The 17,814-nt window shown below is 72.0% G+C and carries 12 protein-coding genes; 7 read left to right on the top strand and 5 right to left on the bottom strand.

Going from position 1 to position 17,814, the window contains the following annotated elements; all coding sequences use genetic code 11:
• Position 1 precedes the first annotated feature (1 nt).
• The 5 genes from IE206_RS27850 to IE206_RS27865 are packed head-to-tail and all read left to right on the top strand — an operon-like array spanning position 2 to position 7,681.
• Positions 2 to 610 (top strand): DJ-1/PfpI family protein, encoded by a 609-nt coding sequence (locus IE206_RS27850; protein ID WP_189966784.1) that lies wholly within the window; start codon positions 2 to 4, stop codon positions 608 to 610.
• Positions 607 to 2,640 (top strand): alpha-1,4-glucan--maltose-1-phosphate maltosyltransferase, encoded by a 2,034-nt coding sequence (locus IE206_RS27855; protein WP_189966786.1) that lies wholly within the window; start codon positions 607 to 609, stop codon positions 2,638 to 2,640. The genes IE206_RS27850 and IE206_RS27855 overlap by 4 nt, the downstream gene beginning before the upstream one ends.
• On the top strand, positions 2,637 to 4,070 hold the full coding sequence (locus tag IE206_RS43830) for a maltokinase N-terminal cap-like domain-containing protein (RefSeq protein WP_444545514.1): 1,434 nt from the start codon (positions 2,637 to 2,639) through the stop codon (positions 4,068 to 4,070). Before IE206_RS27855 ends, IE206_RS43830 begins: the two co-directional genes overlap by 4 nt.
• 34 nt (positions 4,071 to 4,104) lie before the next feature.
• On the top strand, positions 4,105 to 6,330 hold the full coding sequence (glgB, locus tag IE206_RS27860; RefSeq protein WP_444545515.1) for a 1,4-alpha-glucan branching protein GlgB: 2,226 nt from the start codon (positions 4,105 to 4,107) through the stop codon (positions 6,328 to 6,330).
• Positions 6,323 to 7,681: a phosphohexomutase domain-containing protein gene (locus tag IE206_RS27865; RefSeq protein WP_189966791.1), complete on the top strand. Its 1,359-nt coding sequence runs from the start codon at positions 6,323 to 6,325 to the stop codon at positions 7,679 to 7,681. The genes glgB and IE206_RS27865 overlap by 8 nt, the downstream gene beginning before the upstream one ends.
• Here IE206_RS27865 and IE206_RS27870 read toward each other — a convergent pair.
• On the bottom strand, positions 7,659 to 9,014 hold the full coding sequence (locus IE206_RS27870) for a helix-turn-helix domain-containing protein (RefSeq protein WP_189966793.1): 1,356 nt from the start codon (positions 9,012 to 9,014) through the stop codon (positions 7,659 to 7,661). The genes IE206_RS27865 and IE206_RS27870 overlap by 23 nt on opposite strands.
• A gap of 462 nt (positions 9,015 to 9,476) precedes the next feature.
• Between IE206_RS27870 and glgA the strand changes: the two genes are divergently transcribed.
• Positions 9,477 to 10,673: a glycogen synthase gene (glgA, locus tag IE206_RS27875; protein ID WP_189966795.1), complete on the top strand. Its 1,197-nt coding sequence runs from the start codon at positions 9,477 to 9,479 to the stop codon at positions 10,671 to 10,673.
• Between the two features lie 46 nt (positions 10,674 to 10,719).
• Here the strand turns inward: glgA and IE206_RS27880 are convergent, their stop codons facing one another.
• From IE206_RS27880 to IE206_RS27890, 3 genes are read right to left on the bottom strand one after another with little or no spacing between them, the layout of a single operon-like run.
• On the bottom strand, positions 10,720 to 12,819 hold the full coding sequence (locus IE206_RS27880; protein ID WP_189966797.1) for an ABC transporter ATP-binding protein: 2,100 nt from the start codon (positions 12,817 to 12,819) through the stop codon (positions 10,720 to 10,722).
• Positions 12,816 to 13,712 (bottom strand): ABC transporter permease, encoded by an 897-nt coding sequence (locus IE206_RS27885; protein ID WP_189966799.1) that lies wholly within the window; start codon positions 13,710 to 13,712, stop codon positions 12,816 to 12,818. The genes IE206_RS27880 and IE206_RS27885 overlap by 4 nt, the downstream gene beginning before the upstream one ends.
• Positions 13,709 to 14,692 (bottom strand): ABC transporter permease, encoded by a 984-nt coding sequence (locus tag IE206_RS27890; protein ID WP_189966801.1) that lies wholly within the window; start codon positions 14,690 to 14,692, stop codon positions 13,709 to 13,711. Before IE206_RS27890 ends, IE206_RS27885 begins: the two co-directional genes overlap by 4 nt.
• A 126-nt stretch (positions 14,693 to 14,818) precedes the next feature.
• Between IE206_RS27890 and IE206_RS27895 the strand changes: the two genes are divergently transcribed.
• The gene (locus IE206_RS27895) at positions 14,819 to 16,516 is read left to right on the top strand and encodes an ABC transporter family substrate-binding protein (protein WP_226599596.1); all 1,698 of its coding nucleotides are present in this window, start codon (positions 14,819 to 14,821) and stop codon (positions 16,514 to 16,516) included.
• A 66-nt stretch (positions 16,517 to 16,582) separates the two neighbouring features.
• Here the strand turns inward: IE206_RS27895 and IE206_RS27900 are convergent, their stop codons facing one another.
• Complete coding sequence (locus IE206_RS27900) at positions 16,583 to 17,782, bottom strand: IS701 family transposase (RefSeq protein ID WP_226599595.1); 1,200 nt, start codon at positions 17,780 to 17,782, stop codon at positions 16,583 to 16,585.
• Positions 17,783 to 17,814: the final 32 nt, after the last annotated feature.

Raw genomic sequence — 17,814 nt, forward strand, 5'->3', positions numbered from 1 at the left:
CGTGCGACTCACCGGCCACAAGATCGCCGTCCTGATGGAGAGCGACTTCTACGAACCGGAGATCCTCTACTACCAGCACCGCTTCCCCGAAGAGGGCGCCGAGGTGCACTTCCTGACCCGGCTGTGGGGCCAGGACAAGATGACCTTCACCGGTCACGAGCACCGGATGCCGTTCGAGGTGTCCCGTTCCTTCGAGGCCATCGACGAGTTCGCGCTCAAGGAGTTCTCCGCCGTGATCGTGCCCTCCGGCATGGTCTCCGACCGGCTGCGCTACACCGAGGACCCCGACCGGCTGCCGCCCGCGTCCACGTTCCTGCGCCGGGCGTTCAACGACCCGGCGATCGTCAAGGGCATCATCTGCCACGGCATGTGGCTCGCGGCCCCCGTCCCCTCGCTGGTGCGCGGACGGCGCGCGGTCGTCCACAACAACCTGCTCGGCGACCTGCGCAACATGGGCGGCGAGTACGTCGACCAGGACGTCGTCGTCCACGACGACCTGGTCACCGCGCGGACCGGCGCCCACTGCCATCTGTTCGCCCGCACCATCATCGACCTGCTCGCGGACCGGGAGCGCCCGGTGCGCAGGGCCGCCGCGAGGAGTGCGCGATGACCTCCATGACCTCCGCACGTGCCACGATGCCCGCAGCTCCCCGGGGCGCCCGCATCCCGGTCCTCGACGTCACGCCCCAGGTGCGCGGCGGCGATGTGCCGGCCAAGGCGGTGACCGGTGAGCGCGTGACCATCGGCGCCACCGTCTTCCGCGAGGGCAGCGGCCTCGTCGGCGCCAACGTGGTGCTCCGCGACCCGGCGGGACGGCCCGGCCCGTGGACGCCCATGGCACTCGTCGACGCCGACGCCGACCGCTGGGAGGCCACCGTCGTCCTGGAGGCCACCGGGCTCTGGACCTACACCGTGGAGGCCTGGGCCGACCCCGTCGGTACCTGGCGCCACGACGCACAGCTGAAGATTCCCGCCGGGGTCGACGTGGAGCTCACGCTCGCCGAGGGGGCCCTGCTGCACGAGCGGGCCGCCCTCGCGATCCCGGACCCGGACCGCCGGGAGGCGGTGACAGCGGCAGCGGGGGCGCTGCGCGACGAAGCGAGCCCCACCCCCCGTCGGCTCGCCGCGACCACCGACCCGAAGGTGATCGCCGCGCTGGACGCCCGTCCGCTGCGTGAACTGGTCACCGCCTCCCGGCCGCTGCACCTCCTCGTCGAGCGCCGGCGCGCACTCGTCGGCTCCTGGTACGAGCTGTTCCCGCGCTCGGAGGGGGCGGTGCTCACCCCGGGGCAGGCGCCGGTCAGCGGCACGTTCAAGACCGCCGCCGAGCGCCTTCCGGCCGTCGCCGCGATGGGCTTCGACGTGGTGTACCTGCCGCCGATCCACCCCGTCGGGCGCAGCCACCGCAAGGGCCCGGACAACGCGCTCACCGCGGGCCCCGACGACGTGGGCTCGCCCTGGGCGATCGGCTCGGCCGACGGCGGCCACGACGCCGTCCACCCGGCACTCGGCACCCTCGCCGATTTCCGTCAATTCGTGGCGGCAGCAGGGGAGTTGGGGATGGAGGTGGCCCTGGACTTCGCGCTCCAGTGCTCGCCGGACCACCCCTGGCTGACCGAGCACCCCGAGTGGTTCACCCACCGAGCGGACGGCACCATCGCCTCCGCCGAGAACCCGCCCAAGAAGTACGAGGACATCCACCCCCTCGACTTCGACACCGACTTCGAGGGCCTGGTCGCCGAGACCGTACGGATCCTGCGGCACTGGATCGCCCAGGGTGTCCGCATCTTCCGCGTCGACAACCCGCACACCAAACCGGTCGCCTTCTGGGAGCGGGTGATCGGCACGGTCGCCACCACCGACCCCGACGTGGTCTTCCTCGCCGAGGCGTTCACCCGCCGGGCCATGGTGCACGCACTCGCCCAGGCCGGCTTCCAGCAGTCGTACACGTACTTCACCTGGAAGAACACCAAGGAGGAACTGACCGAGTACGGCGCCGAACTCGCCGAGGACAGCGCCGACTTCCTGCGCCCCAACCTGTTCGTCAACACCCCCGACATCCTGCACGCCTACCTCCAGAACGGCGGGAGGCCCGCCTTCGAGGCGCGCGCGGTGCTCGCCGCGACCCTCGCGCCGACCTGGGGCATGTACGCGGGCTACGAGCTGTGCGAGGGCGAGGCGCTCGCGGCGGGCACCGAGGACTACGCCCGCTCCGAGAAGTACGAGCTGCGGCCCCGCGACTGGGCCGCAGCCGAGGCCGAGGGCCGCACCATCGCCCCGCTGATCACCCGCCTCAACGAGCTGCGCCGCGCCCACCCCGCCCTCCAGGAACTCAAGAACCTGCGCTTCCACCCCACCGACCACGATCAAGTCCTCGCGTATTCGAAGCAGTCGAGGCACCCGGACGGCACCAGCGACACCGTCCTCGCGGTCGTCAACCTCGACCCGCACCGCGCGAGCGAGGCCACCGTCTCCTTCGACCTCGCAGCCCTCGGCCTGCCCGAGGACGGCTCCCTGAAGGTGCGGGACGAACTCACCGGCGAGCTCCACACCTGGCACCCGCACACCTACGTACGCCTGGAGCCGTCGGGCGCCCCCGCCCACCTGCTCACCCCGCTCGCCGACGGGCCGACGCCATGAGCGTCACCGCCACCGAGCCGGGCATCCTGGCCCCGCTGCTGCCCGCCCTCGAACCGTGGCTGGCCACCCGCCGCTGGTTCGCGGGCGGCGGCGGGCCGCTCGCCGAACTGGCCCCGCTCGCCGTCACCGTCGTACGGGAACAGTCCCCGGCGCTGGTCCACGCCGTGCTGCGGGCCCGCCACGCCGGTGGCCGCGAGCGGCTCTACCAGCTCCTGCTCGGGCTGCGCCCGGATCTCCCCGCGCGCCTCGCCCCGTCCGCCATCGCCGAGGTGCCGGACGGGCCGTGGCGGGGCTGGACCCTGTACGAGGCCGTCGAGGACCCGGCGCTGCTCGGGGTGCTCCTGCGCACCCTGGCCCTGCGCGACGGCACCGGCGGGCCACGCCTGGACCGCACCTCCGCGCTGCCCGTTCCCGTCGGCCTCGTACCCCGGGCGCTGACCGCCGAGCAGAGCAACAGCACAGTGGCGTACGGCGACCGGCTGCTGCTCAAGCTGTACCGGCGGCCGGAGCCGGGTCCGCACGCCGAGATCGACGCCCTGCGCGCCCTCACCGAACAGCGCTGCACCCGCACCCCCCGCCTCCACGGCGCGTTGCACACCGACGCGCCGGGCGGCGAGGGTCTGGTGCTCGGCCTTCTCGAAGACTTCCTGCCGGCCGAGGCCGACGGGTGGGAGAGCGCGGTGCGGCACGCCGCCGACTGCATCGAGGGAAGCTGCCGCACCGTCCCCGCGACCGGCGGTTTCACCGCACACGCCCGCACCCTCGGCCAGGCGGTCGCCGAGGTCCACAGCGCGCTCGCCGAGGCGTTCCCGCGCCATCTGCTCGGGCCGGGCGCGGTGGGCGACGACGCCGCACAGATGAAACGCCGCCTGGCCGAAGCCGTCGACGAGGTGCCCGCGCTCGCCCGCTACCGCACCGCGCTCGGCGCCCTGTACGAGGACTACGCGGCCATGGCCGTACGCGGCTGCCCGATGCTCGCCCAACGCACGCACGGCGACCTGCACCTGGGGCAGGCGCTGCGCACCGCCGACGGCTGGCGGGTCATCGACTTCGAGGGCCAGCCCGCCACCCCCGCCGCCGAACGGACCCGGCCGCAGTCCGCGCTGCGCGACGTCGCCTCCATGCTGCGCTCCTTCGACTACGCCGCCCGCACCGCGCTCGCCGATGTGCAGGAACGGTCCGCCGGGGAGGGCCCCGGCCCCCGGCTGCGACGCACCCGGCGGGCGTACGCCTGGGCCGTCCGCAACCGGCGCGCCTTCTGCGACGGCTACCGCGACGCGGGCGGCGCCGACCCCTACTGCCGGCCCGTGCCGCTGCGCGCCTTCGAGGCCGACAAGGCGGTGTACGAAGCCGTCTACGAGGCGCGGCACCGCCCGGCCCTGCTACCCGTCCCGCTGGCCGCGATCCACCGGCTCGCGGGCTCCCGCTGACCCACCGGACACCCCTGGAAAGGAACCCCAACCCGTGCTCCAGACACGGCACTTGACGACCCGCATGGCCGACGCCGAGCTCGACCGGCTGCTCGCGGGGGCGCACCACGACCCGCACGGCGTGCTCGGCGCGCACCCGGTCGCGGACGGTGTCGCGGTCAGGGCGCTGCGCCCGCTCGCCCGCAGCGTGACGGCGGTCACCGCGGACGGAGTCCGGGTCGAACTCGCCCACCAGCGCGACGGGTTGTTCACCGGGCTCCTTCCGGGCGCCGCGGTGCCCGCCTACCGGCTCCACGTCACCTACGGCGAGGGCGAGGAGAGCCACGAGGACGGCTACCGCTTCCTGCCCACCCTCGGCGACCTCGACCTGCACCTCATCACGGAGGGCCGGCACTGGGAGCTGTGGCGGGCGCTCGGCGCCCGGGTCCGCACCCTCGAAGGCGTCACCGGCACCGCGTTCACGGTGTGGGCCCCCAACGCCCAAGGGGTGCGTGTCATCGGCGACTTCAACGGCTGGAACGGCGTCGCGCACCCCATGCGCTCGCTCGGCTCCAGCGGCGTATGGGAGCTGTTCGTGCCGGACGCCGGGCCCGGCACCCGCTACAAGTACGAGATCCACACGCGCGACGGCCGCATGCTCCAGAAGGCCGACCCGCTGGCCCGCGCCGCCGAATGCCCGCCCGCGACCGCCTCCGTCGTCCACGCGTCCTCGTACGTCTGGGGCGACGCCGAGTGGATGGCCCAGCGGGGCGGCGAGGACTGCCGGCAGCGCCCCATGTCGGTCTACGAGGTCCACATCCCGTCATGGCGGCCGGGCTTGACCTACCGTCAGCTCGCCGAGGAATTGCCGAAATACGTCGCCGGTCTGGGGTTCACGCATGTGGAGCTCATGCCGGTGATGGAACATCCCTTCGGCGGCTCCTGGGGCTACCAGGTGACCGGCTACTTCGCCCCGACCGCGCGCCTGGGCACCCCCGACGACTTCCGCTACCTCGTGGACGCGCTGCACGGCGCCGGGATCGGGGTCATCGCGGACTGGGTGCCGGCCCATTTCCCGAAGGACGAGTTCGCCCTTTCCCGATTCGACGGCGAACCCCTTTACGAGCCCGCCGACACCCGGCGCGCCCATCATCCGGACTGGGGCACCCTGGAATTCGACTACGGCCGCCGGGAGGTACGCAACTTCCTTGTCGCCAACGCCGTCTACTGGTGCACCGAATTCCATATCGACGCGTTACGCGTGGACGCCGTCGCCTCGATGCTCTACCTGGACTATTCCCGGGAGGAGGGCGGCTGGAGCCCCAACGAGCACGGCGGACGGGAAAACCTGGCCGCCGTCGCCTTCCTCCAGGAAATGACCGATACTGTGCGCCGCCGCGCCCCGGGTGCCCTCACCATCGCCGAGGAGTCGACCTCCTGGCCTGGCGTGACCCGGCCCACCTACGAGGTGGGCCAGGACGGATTCGGCGGGCTCGGTTTCGACCTCAAGTGGAACATGGGCTGGATGCACGATTCGCTCGGCTATGTCGCCCGCGACCCGGTCCACCGTTCCTATCACCACGACGAGTTGACCTTCTCGATGGTGTACGCCTACAGCGAGGCGTTTGTGCTGCCCCTCTCGCACGACGAGGTCGTGCACGGCAAGCGCTCACTGGTCGCGAAGATGCCGGGGGACTGGTGGCAGCAACGCGCGAATCTCCGCGCCACCCTGGGTTACATGTGGGCCCATCCGGGCAAGCAACTCCTTTTCATGGGCCAGGAGTTCGCGCAGGGTGAGGAATTCGACCACGATCGCGGGCCCCAGTGGTGGGTCCTCGACGAGGACTGGCCCGGCCATGCCGGTCACCGCGGCATCCGCTCCCTGGTCAGTGATCTGAACCAGGTCTACACCGCGACCCCTGCCCTGTGGGAGCTCGACTGCGACCCGTCGGGCTTCTCCTGGATCGACGGATCCCGGGCCGAGGACAACGTCCTGTCCTTCGTGCGGTACGACGCCGAAGGCCGCCCCCTGGTCGTCGTCTGCAACTTCTCCCCGGTGGTCCGCACGGGCTACCGCATCGGCCTCCCCGACGCCGCCGCGTGGACGGAGGTCCTCAACAGCGACGCCGAACGCTACGGCGGCAGCGGCGTGGTGAACCCCGGCGTCATCGCGCCCGAGCCGGTGCCGTGGCACGGCCGCGCGCAGAGCGCCGCCCTCACCCTGCCCCCGCTGGCCACCTTCTGGCTCCGTCCGACCCTCCAGGAGAGCGACGATGAGTGAAGTGCGCGGCACGGCCGAGCGGATCGTCGGGACGTACGGCATCCGCGGCCGGGTCCCCGACGAACTGGACCTGGGCGGCGCCTACCGGACCGGCGCCGCCTTCGCGCTGTTCACCGGGGCGCCCGTGGTCGCGGTGGCGCACGACCTGCGCGGCTCCTCACCGGCGCTCGCGGACGCCCTTGCCCAAGGGGTGCTCGACCAGGGCGCGGACGTCCTCGACGCCGGCCCCGGACCGGCCGACTGCCTGACCTATCTGTCGGGGCAGCTGGAGGTGCCCAGCGCCCTGGTCACCTCGGGCCACGGCCCCGGCGCACCCCACGGCATCCGGCTGTGCCGGGCCGGCGCGGTGACAGTCGCCGAGGGCACGGGGCTCGAAGCGATCAGGGAGCGGCTCACGGGGCCCCGCCCGCCGATGGCGGACGAGCCCGGCTCCACGGTCGCCGCGCCGGTCCTCGACGACTACGCGCGGCATCTGCGCTCCCTGGTCGACCTCACCGGCATCCGGCCGCTGAAGGTGGTGGTCGACGCGGCCCACGGCATGGCCGCGCTCACCGCGCCCCGGGTGCTGCACCCGGCGGTGGAGCTCGTACCCGTACGTTTCCTGGGCACCAACGAGCGCTCCCGGCAGGGGAGTTGGGACCTGGGGGAGTGGGTGCGGCGTACGGGAGCGGACCTGGGGCTCGCCTTCGACGCGGGGGCGGACCGCTGCCGTGCCGTGGACGAGCGGGGCGCCGCCGTCCCGCCGGCCGCGGTCATCGGCCTCGTCGCGGCGCGCGAACTCGCCCGGCGGCCCGGCGCCGCCGTGGTCCACGACCTCATCACCTCGCGCTCCGCCATCGAGGCGGTCGAAGCGGCCGGCGGCATCCCGCTGCGCTGCCGGGCCGGGCGCGCGGCCATCCGCTCCCTGATGGCCGAACAGGGCGCGGCCTTCGGCGGCTCGCACTCGGGCCGCTCCTACTTCCGCGACTTCTGGTGCGCGGACTCGGCCATGCTCGCGGCCCTGCACCTCGTCGCGGAGCTCGGCCACTCGGGCCGCAGGCTCTCCGAGCTGGCGGCGGGCCACGACCGTTACCCGCGCTCCGGCGAGATCGGCATACGGGTCGAGGATCCCGTGGCGGCCCTGCACCGCGTCACCGCGCACTTCGCGGCCACCGAGGCCGAACTCGACCACCTCGACGGCGTCACCGGGGAGTTCGGCGACGGCTCCTGGTTCAACGTACGGGCCGCGCGCACGGCCCCCCTGGTACGCATCCACGTGGAGGCCGAGACCCCGGCCGCGATGGAGACGCTGCGCGACCGGGTGCTCGGCGTGGTGACGGGGTCGGGGGCTAGCGCGACGCCTGCTCGCTGAGCGCGTCGCGCGGGTTGGGCGTCGGCTGGAGCCCGGTGGCGGACAGCGCGGCGTCGTAGGCGGCGAGGGCCTGCTTGGTGAAGCCCTCGCCCCTCCAGAGGTCGCCGATGCGACGCCAGTACTCCGCGGTCTCGTACGAGGCCGGGAAGTGCCGCAACTGACGGGTGGCGGCATCCAGGACCTGCTTGCCGAGGTCGTTCTGCTGACGCAGGAAGTGCAGTTGGGCGAGGGCGGCACGGGCGGCGACCGCGAGGACACGGGGTTCGCTGCCGAGGAGACCGATCGCGCGTTCCGCGTGTGCGGTCGCCTCCGTCCAGTTGCCCAGCGCGGTGTCGGCCTCGGCCAGATGGAACTCGCAGCGCGCGAGCTCGTCGGCGTTGCCGGTCTCCGCGAGCGACTGCTGCGCCCCTTCCAGGAGTTCCTTGGCGCGACCGAGGTCCCCGGACTCGGTCTGCAGCAGCAGCCACCCGTAGTTCATCTTGAGCATGGCGACATGGCGTACGTTGTCGTCCTCGGCCATCATCGCCAGCGCACGCTCGGTCAGAGCGAGTGCCTCGGCCAGCTGCCCGCGCGACTGGGCGACCAGACCCGCGTTCCAGTACACCGCGCCCCGTGCGGCCCGTGCGCCCTGCTTCTCGGCGAGGGGGATCAGGCGCTGGGCGAGCAGATGCGCCCGGGTGTGGTCTCCGCGCCGGCGGTAGGACCCCATGAGGGTGGATCCGAGCTGAACATGATCCACCGTCACGTCCAGGCCCAGCGAGTCCAGTTTGCTCATGGCGCGCTCGCCGATCTCGATGCTGACCGTGATGTCGCCCATGTTGCGATAGCAGCGGCACAGTGCCACCGCCGTACGGCACCACTCGTCCGACCCTGCTGCGAGTGCGCGGTCGGCGAAGATCTCCTCAAGGAGGGGGATCGCGGCCTCCAGGCGCCCGAGCTTCTCCAGCGCGGACGCCTGGCCCATGCGGGCACGCCGCTTCATCGCGGCATCCAGCGGCAGCGAGCCGCCGAGCAGTTCGCTGAAGGTCTGCAATGCCTCGCCGTCGGCCCCGTTGCGCAGGGCCATGTCGCCGAAGGCCAGCTTGAGCCGGGCCTCTTCCATCTCGTGTTGGTCACGGCCGGTGCGCAGATACTCGGTGGAGCAGCCCAGCTTCACTGCCAGCGTGCCGAGCACGGTGTCGGACGGCGCCCGCTTGCCGGACTCGATCAGCGACACGTAGCTGGTGGAAATCTCCTCGGACGCGAGGTCCTGCTGTTTGAGCCCGCGCCGGACCCGGAGCTCCCGGATGCGCTGCCCGAGGCCGATGGGAGAGGAAGGCTCAGAGTGATCCACGGCGACTCCTAGCGCAACAGCTTGACTCAGATCATTACAAGTGATGCTACCCGCAAGTCAGGCGCCCGCAAGCGTTCGCGCCTCGGTTTTTGGGGCGCGTAGGGCGCAGTTTGGCTGCTTCCGTGCCTCATATTTGGTGTGGATTCGGAATTTCCTCTTCCGTAACGACCATGATCACTCATTACCCAACCTATGCTTGACTCAAAACGTCACTCCTGATTGACTCATCGAGTCAAATTGAGTTGTCCGAGTGGGGGGCTATTTCGAATGGGATCGAAGGGGATATGGCTGATCATCGTCTCGGTGTTCTCGGTAGGGATAATTCTCAGTGGCTACCTGATATTCGCGTCGGGGCCTTCTCGGGAATCGCCCGCCGTCCGTCGCACCGAGATTGCTATGCCCGCGTCATCGGGGGAGTGCTGCTGACCAGTGCTGCGGTCCATCCCGACGGAAGGAGGAAGCATGCGGGTAGACCTGCTCACCCGTGAATATCCGCCCGAGGTCTACGGCGGAGCCGGCGTTCACGTGGCCGAGCTGACGCGGGGGCTGCGCCGGCTCGCCGACGTACGAGTGCGGTGTCTGGGAACGGCCAGAACGGAACCGGGCGTTGACGCATACGAGCCACCGGCCCATCTCGCCGCCGCGGACGCGGCGCTGGGATTTCTCGGGGCGGACGCGGCGATGGCCGCCGACTGCGCCGGAACGGACGTGGTGCACAGCCACACCTGGTACGCGAACATGGCCGGGAACCTCGCACGCCTGCTGCACGGCGTGCCGCACATCATGACGTTGCACAGCCTGGAGCCGCTGCGGCCCTGGAAGGCCGAGCAACTCGGCGGCGGGTACGCCCTGTCCTGCTGGATGGAACGCACGGCCGCACAGTCCGCCTCGGCCCTCATCGCCGTGTCGGCCGCGATGCGCGACGACGTCCTGCGCGTCTACCCCGACGTCGCCCCCGAGCGGGTGCACGTCATCCACAACGGCATCGACCCCGAGGCCTACCGGCCCGACCCGCGCCAGGACGCACTGGAGCGGTACGGCATCGACCCGGACCTGCCCATCGTGCTGTTCGTCGGCCGCGTCACCCGTCAGAAGGGGCTGCCGCACCTGCTGCGGGCCGCGTTCGGCCTGCGCTCGGACGCCCAGCTGGTGCTGTGCTGCGGACAGCCCGACACGCCCGAGATCGCCGCCGAGGTCGCGGAACTCGTCGAGGAACTGCGCGCCGTACGGGGCGGGGTCTTCCGCATCGACGGGATGCTGGACCAGGACTCCGTACGCCAACTCCTCACCCACGCGACGGTGTTCGTGTGCCCGTCGGTGTACGAGCCGATGGGCATCGTGAACCTGGAGGCGATGGCCTGCGGAACCCCGGTCGTGGCTTCCGCGGTCGGCGGGATCCCCGAGGTCGTCGACGACGGGGTGACCGGGCTGCTCGTCGGGTTCGAGGCGCGGGATGACGCCACGGGCGAACCGGTTGATCCCGACAAGTTCGCGGCGGGCCTCGCCGAAGCCGTCAACGACCTGATCGAGGACCGGGGCCGGGCCGCCGCACTCGGTGCCGCGGGCAGGGCGCGGGCGGTGGAGCACTTCTCGTGGGACAAGGTGGCCGAGCGTACCCTTGAGGTCTACCACGACGCGCTCTCGGCCCACCGGGCGTGAACTCCCCGAGCCCGTGTCCGATCCGGACGGGTACGGACGCGGGCTCTCAGCGCACCGGGGGGTGTTCCTCCGGCTCCGGGCGGAGCCGGGCGGGCACCCCCTTCGCGTCGTACGGGAAGTGACAGGCGGAGGTGTGTTCCCCCGGCGGGCCCGCCCCGTTCGTTGCCGGAGTTTCACGTTCGCACCGCCGCCGTTCCTCGCCCAGGGCGGTGTACACCGCGCAGCGGCCACGGAAGCGGCAGCCCGTCGAGCGTTCCCCGGCCCCCGGGGGTTCGCCCGGCAGCACGATCCTGGCGCGGGCCCGCTCGGCGGCCGGGTCGGGCAGCGGCACGGCGGACAGCAGGGCGCGCGTATAGGGGTGGCGGGGACTCCCGAACACGTCGGTGACCGGGCCGCTCTCCACGGTCCGGCCGCCGTACATCACCACCACCCGGTCGGCGATCTGCCGCACCACCGCCAGGTCGTGCGTGACGAACAGGCAGGCCGGGCCCCGCTCGTCGCGCAGCCGTCGCAGCAGATCGAGGATGCCCGCCTGCACGGACACGTCGAGCGCGGAGACCGGCTCGTCCAGGAGCAGCAGTTCGGGGCGTACGGCGAGGGCCCGGGCGAGCGCGATGCGCTGGCGCTGGCCGCCGGAGAACTGGTGTGGGCGGCGCTCCGCGTCCTGGACGTCGAGGCCGACCCGGCGCAGGAGTTCGGGCACCCGCGCCGCGATGGTCTCCTTCGGGACGCGCTGGGCGTGGAGTGGCTCGGCGACGATGTCGGCCACCCGCATCCTCGGGTCCAGGCTGGCCATCGGGTCCTGCACCAGGATCTGCACCGAACCCCGCAGCCGGCGGGCATCGGCGCGGCTCAGCACGGACGTGTCATACCCGGCGATCTCGACGGTCCCGGACTCGGGGGCGCCCAGCGCGATGATCTCCATCAGGGTGCTGGTCTTGCCGGAGCCCGACTCGCCGACCAGCGCCACCGTCTCGCCCCGGCGGACCTCCAGGTCCACCCCTTCCAGCGCGAGCCGGACCTCCGCCGGCTTCCTGCGCAACCGGAAGCCAGAACTCCCCGGCAGCGGAAACGACTTGGTGAGCCCCGCGACGCGCAGCAGGGGCGCGCCGCCCGGGGAAGTGCGGCGCAACGGGGCCGAGGCGGGGAAGAGGTCGGCGGCGGCCCGCCCCGCGAGGGCGTCCTGGCGGACACACGCCGCCAAGTGCCCCTCGGATCCCGCCGGTTCGGGCTCCCCGGCGCGGCAGGCTTCCGTCGCGAGTGGGCAGCGCGGTGCGAACGAACAGCCGGGCCCGGCGCTGCCCGGCGCGGGCGGGCCGCCCGGTATCGGGGTCAGCGCTACGGCGGCGTCCAGGCGCGGCACCGAGCCGAGCAGGCCCAGCGTGTACGGCATGCGGGGCCGCGCGAACAGGGCGTCCACCGGCGCCGTTTCGACGATCCGGCCCGCATACATGACGGCCACCCGGTCCGCCGCGCCCGCGATCACCCCCAGGTCGTGGCTGACCAGGAGCAGCGCCGCGCCGGTCGCCCGGCGGGCGTTCTCCAGGGCGTCCAGGACCTGTGCCTGGACGGTGGCGTCGAGCGCGCTGGTGGGCTCGTCGGCCACGATGACGTCGGGGTCGTTGGCGATCGCCATGGCGATCATGGCGCGCTGGCGCAGTCCGCCGGAGAGCTCATGGGGGTACGAGCGGGCGATACGGGACGGATCCGGGACACCCACGCCCTCCAAGAGCTCCCGAGCACGGCCGCGCGCCAACTCCCTGGCGGACTGTGGCCGTTGATGAATCCGCAAAGCCTCGGCGATCTGGTCGCCGATGTGCTGGGCCGGGTTGAACGCGGCCAGCGGATCCTGGAACACCATCGCGATCCGGCGCCCGCGCAGCCGGGCGAGATCGCGCACCGGCAGGCCGACCAGCTCGGTGCCGAGCAGCCGCACCGAGCCGCTCACCCGCGCGCCCGGCGGAAGCAGCCCGAGCAGGGCGAGCGCGGTCGCGGTCTTGCCGGCCCCGGACTCGCCGACCAGGCCGAGGACTTCGCCGCGCCGCAGCGAGAACCCCACCCCGCGCACGACCGGCAGCGGCGTACGGGACGAGCCCGCGTACGACACGTGCAGGTCTTCGACGTCGAGCACCTTGGCGGCCGTCATCGCAGGCTCCCAGCCCGGTCGGACCCGAGGTCGAGAATGTCCCGCAGCGCATCGCCCGCCAAGTGCACGGCCAGGACGAAGAGCAGCAGCAGGCCGGCCGGGAAGAAGAACATCCACGGGCAGGTCAGTGCCACATCGCTGCCGGACGCTATGAGCGTGCCCAGGGACACGTCCGGTGGCTGCACCCCGAACCCGAAGTAGGACAGACCCGTCTCGCTGATCACGGCGGCGGCGACCGCCACGGTCGCGTCCGTGATCAGGAACGAGGCCAGGTGCGGCAGGACGTGCCGCACGATGATCCGGAACGGCCCGACGCCCATGTGCTGCGCCGCGGCGACGAAGGGCCGCTCCCGCAGCGAGAGCGTCATGATCCGTACCGCCCGTGCCGTGATCATCCAGCCGAGCGCGGCCAGGAGCCCCGCGAACGCCGGCCAGCCAAGTCCGCGCAGCCTCGGCACGAGCAGCACCAGGAGCAGAAAGCCCGGAATCACCAGCATCAGGTCGACCACGAACATGAGCATTCGGTCCACCCAGCCGCCGAAGTACCCCGCGCAGGTCCCGAAGGCCGCGCCGAGGGCCGTACTGGCCAGGGCCACCAGGGCGCCGATGAGCAGCGACTTCTGCAGCCCGCGCACCGTCTGCGCGAACACGTCCTGGCCGATCCGGCTGGTGCCCATCCAGTGCCGGGCGCCCGGGGCGCTGCGCAGGGCCGTGTAGTCGATGTCGGTGTAATTCCAGTTGGTCATGTACGGGCCCGCGTACGCGAGGACGAACAGGCCCGCGATCAGTGCCAGGCCGGTCAGGGCCCCGGGGGAGCGGAGCAGCGCCCGCCCGGCCGTGGCGCCGCGCCCGCGCAGCACGACCGCTTCCGTGTTCACCGCGTCCGTACTCATCGCGTGCGCACCCTCGGGTCGAGCACCGCGTGCAGCACGTCCGCGACGAAGCCGGCGAGCAGCACGGTCACCGCCGCGAACAGATTGACCGCGACCACCGAATTGATGTCGCCCTTCTGCGCCGAGTCCATGAACCAGCTGCCCATGCCGGGCCAGCCGAAGATCTCCTCGGTGAACACGGCCCCCGTGAACAGGGTCAGGAAGCCGAACGAGAAGAACGTGGTCAGCGGGATCAGCGAGGTGCGCAGCCCGTGCCGCAGCAGCGCCCGGCCCGGTGTGAGCCCCTTGGCCTGCGCGGTCCGCAGATGGTCGGAGCCCAGCACGTCGAGCGTGGCGCCGCGCTGATACCGGCTGTACGAGGCGACCGCGCCGAGCGCGACCGTGGCCGCGGGCAGCGCGAGATGGGCGGCCCGGTCCTTGAGATGGGTGGCGAGGGAGCCGGTGAGGCCGGGGGTGCGCTCGCCGGTGTAGCGGATCACCGTGTGGCCCGCGCTCTGGTTGAACCACAGGGCGCCCTCCTTGAAGAGCAGCGCAAGCACGAACGTGGGCACCGACAGGACCAGGAACGAGAACACGGTCAGCGCCCGGTCGGGCAGGCGGTGCCGGCGGACCGCGGCCCAGAGCCCGGCGAGCACGCCAAGACCGGTGCCGACCAGCGTGCCGACGAGCAGCAGCCGGGTGGACACCCCGATGCGGCGGCCGAACTCCGCGTTCACAGAGCCCCCGTCGACCGTGCGCCCCAGATCGCCGTGGACGGCCCGCCACGACCAGTGCCCGAAGCGCTCCAGGACCGGCGTCCGGTCGTCGGTGCCGAGCAGCGCGAGCTCGTGGTCGACCGTGGCGGCCGACGGGCGCGGCTGGCGGTCCTCGAAGTAGGCGCGCGGACTGAGCGCGGCGGAGGAGATGACGTAGGAGAGGAAGACCGCGAACAGAAGCAGGAGCGCGCCGTGGGCGAGGCGCTTGGACAAGCGGCCGACCAAGAGTGTCTCCTCAAAGGGCAAGCTGCGTGGACAGTTCACCGTCCTGACATGCCGCAATGTTAAGGTCCCAGCGGTAAATCGCAGATCAGTTCGGCTAATTGACGCGTCGTCAGGACGGAGGCTGGAGTGGCTCGGTTACGGGGTGCGCGGGCATGGGCGGCACTGGTTGCGGCGGCACTGTCGCTCGCGGGCTGTACGACCTCGGCGGCGCCACAGCACGGCGCGTCCCCCCGCACCATGAAGGCCCCCGCCTACGGAACCGAGGACATCGGCCGCCAGCCTCCGCAGAACCTCCGCCAGGGCGGCACCCTCACCCTCGCCACGTCCCAGTGGATCACGCAGTACAACGTGAACCAGGCCGCCGGGACGATCGGCGAGGCTTCGGAGATCGACAGCCTGGTCGAGCCCAAGCTGTTCCGCCGCGACGCCAAGGGCGTCCCGCACGCCAACCCCGACTACCTGCTCTCCGCGTCCGTCACCGCGACCTCGCCGCAGACGGTCACCTACCGGCTCAACCCGCACGCCCGCTGGTCCGACGGAAAGCCGCTCGGCGTCGCCGACTTCGAGGCCGAGTGGAGGGCCCTCGGCCGGGGCGACGACCGCTATCTGGTGGCCGATCCGTCCGGCTACGACCAGATATCCGAGGTGCGCCGGGGCGGCGACGCGAGCGAGGTGCAGGTCGTCTTCCGCTCCCCGTACGCCGACTGGCAGCGGCTGTTCGACCCGCTCTTCCCGGCGTCCGCCACCAGCACGCCCGAGCAGTTCAACAACGGCTGGACCGGGCGGATCCCGGTCACCGCGGGCCCGTTCAGGATCGCCTCGATGGACCGTACGACCCAGTCCGTCACGGCGGTGCCCGACCCCGCCTGGTGGGGCACCAGACCCCGCCTGGACAAGGTGGTCTTCCGCGCGCTGCTGCCGCCCGCCGCGCTCCAGGCCTACCTCAACGGCGAGATCGACGCGGTGAACGCGGCCACGGCCGAGGCGTACCAGCAGCTCAAGTCGGCCCGCAACAGCACGGTGCGCACGGGTTCGGCCTGGGACGAGGTGCATGTCAGTCTCAACGGCGCGGGCGGCCCGCTGACGGACGTCGACGTACGCCACGCCCTCCAACAGGCCGTGGACCGGCAGGCGTTGGCGAACGTCGCGGCCGAGGGGCTGCCCGTCGGGGTGCCCCTGCTCGGCAACCACATCTTCATGACCAACCAGCCCGGATACGCCGACAACTCGGGCGAGTTGGGCACGTTCGACCCTCAAGCAGCGGCAGCGCTCCTCGACAAGGCGGGGTGGAAGTCGTCCGGCCAGGGCAAGCCGCGCGTGAAGGGCGGGCAGGCCCTCAAGCTGCGGTTCGTGATCGCGGAGTCCACCAACCGGCTCGGCCTGGATCTCGCCCAGCTCCTCCAGCAGATGCTGGCCCAGGTCGGCATCGGGGTGGAGATCCAGAAAGTGCCAGCCGAGGACTACGGGCCGAAATACCTCGACGTGGGCAACTTCGACCTGGCGATCTTCCGCTTCACCGACCTCACCTACCCCAGCCAGTCGCAGGCCGTCTACCGGCTGCCGCGCGGCGCCCAGAGCTTCCAGAACTACGGCCGGATCTCGGACGCCACGCTCGACAACCTCCTCAAGCAGGCCTCCGGCACCCTCGATCCGGTGCGCGCCGCCCAGCTGTACAACCAGGCCGACGCGGAGATCTGGAAGCTCGGCCACGACGTCGAGCTCTACCAGCGCCCCCAGATGATGGCGGTCCGCAAGGGCCTCGCCAACTACGGGATCCCGGGCCTCGGCGACATCGACTTCGCAGCGGTGGGCTGGACGAAATAGCCGATGGCCGTCGGACCGGCCCCAAGTGGGCGCGGCCGACGGCCAGTTGACTCACAGCTCAGAACATCAGGCGCCTTGTCCGCTCAGCCACTCCTCCTCGGTGTGCCTGCTCAGCGCGTCGAAGGCGAGCGCCGCCGACGCGAGCGTGACGTGATGGTGCCAGCCGCGGAACGAGCGGCCCTCGAAGTCACCAAGCCCGAAGTCCTCCTGCAACCGGCGTAACCCGTCCGCGGACAGGCTGCGCAACTGCGCCAGCGGAATCGCCTCGGCGAGCCGGCGGGCCGGCAGGTTGGTCAGCCAGTAGGAGCGCGGCGCGGGCCGGCCGTACGGCCAGTCGGTGACCAGGTGCCGGAGCCGCTGCCGGTGCGCCGCGTGCTGCGGCCCGTCCGAGCAGAGCAGCGCCGGAGCGGACAGGAACTGCGAGCGCCGCATCCGCTCCGTCGTACGGTCGTGCCAGGCGATCGGGGTGCGCTCGTCACGCCGCGCCACGTGCTCGGCGAGCTCGGTCACCGTGCCCCGCGTCGCGGGAGATGCGGCATGCGGGCGCGGCAGGGTCACGCCGGTGCTGGGCGACACCTCGATCAGGTAGCCGTGGCCGCGCGCCTCCAGACCCCGAAGGAGCGGTTCCACATCGCTCTCGGAGCGCCAGTCGGCGAGCACCGGCTGCGGCTCCAGGAACCACTCCTCGGTCATCTCGTCGAGGGCCTCCAGGACGTAGCTCCAGCGCGGCCGGCAGTGCTCCTCGTCCGGCAGATGGGCCTGGCCGCGCAGCCGCTCGTCCTGGTCCCAGCGCTGGGGGAGCAGCAGCCGCCAGTTCACCGGCAGGCCGCCGCCCGTCCCCACCAGCGAAGTGGCGTACGCCAGCTGGCAGTTGACGGTGCGCTGCTGCGACGGCGCGTACTGGCGGGCCACGCCCACCGAGCGGTCGCCGTTCTTCGCGAACACCACCTCGTCGACCGCCCACGCCTCGGTGCGGAACACCTCGCCCGCCCGCTCGGCGATCCGCCGGCGGACCGGCCCCGAGTCCCACGGGCTCTGGTGGACGAACTGCTGGAGCTGCTGCACGGCCCGGTGCCCGAGCACGTGCTCGGAGATCCTGGTGGGCGTCTTGCGGCCCGGCACGTCGAGCAGCCCACGCAGATACACCTCGCCCCAGCGCCGCTGGTCGGAGCGCGTCAGCGCGACGAACAGGTCCTGGCAGTAGCCGGTGAAGTCCGCCGTGGCAGGAGCCCTGCGGGCGTCGGAGAGTTGGAGGATGGAAGACACGGTGCCCCCGGGAGTGTCCGAATCGATCGGTG

Origin of the sequence: Streptomyces violascens (genome assembly GCF_014649955.1) — a bacterium.
Classification (GTDB): Bacteria; Actinomycetota; Actinomycetes; order Streptomycetales; family Streptomycetaceae; genus Streptomyces; species Streptomyces violascens.

Bases quoted from the DNA above. Each gene is read 5' to 3' on its own strand.
- IE206_RS27855 (WP_189966786.1), top strand. From the start codon at position 607: ATGACCTCCATGACCTCCGCACGTGCCACGATGCCCGCAGCTCCCCGG.
- IE206_RS43830 (WP_444545514.1), top strand. From the start codon at position 2,637: ATGAGCGTCACCGCCACCGAGCCGGGCATCCTGGCCCCGCTGCTGCCC.
- IE206_RS27865 (WP_189966791.1), top strand. From the start codon at position 6,323: ATGAGTGAAGTGCGCGGCACGGCCGAGCGGATCGTCGGGACGTACGGC.
- glgA (WP_189966795.1), top strand. From the start codon at position 9,477: ATGCGGGTAGACCTGCTCACCCGTGAATATCCGCCCGAGGTCTACGGC.
- IE206_RS27880 (WP_189966797.1), bottom strand. From the start codon at position 12,819: ATGACGGCCGCCAAGGTGCTCGACGTCGAAGACCTGCACGTGTCGTAC.
- IE206_RS27885 (WP_189966799.1), bottom strand. From the start codon at position 13,712: ATGAGTACGGACGCGGTGAACACGGAAGCGGTCGTGCTGCGCGGGCGC.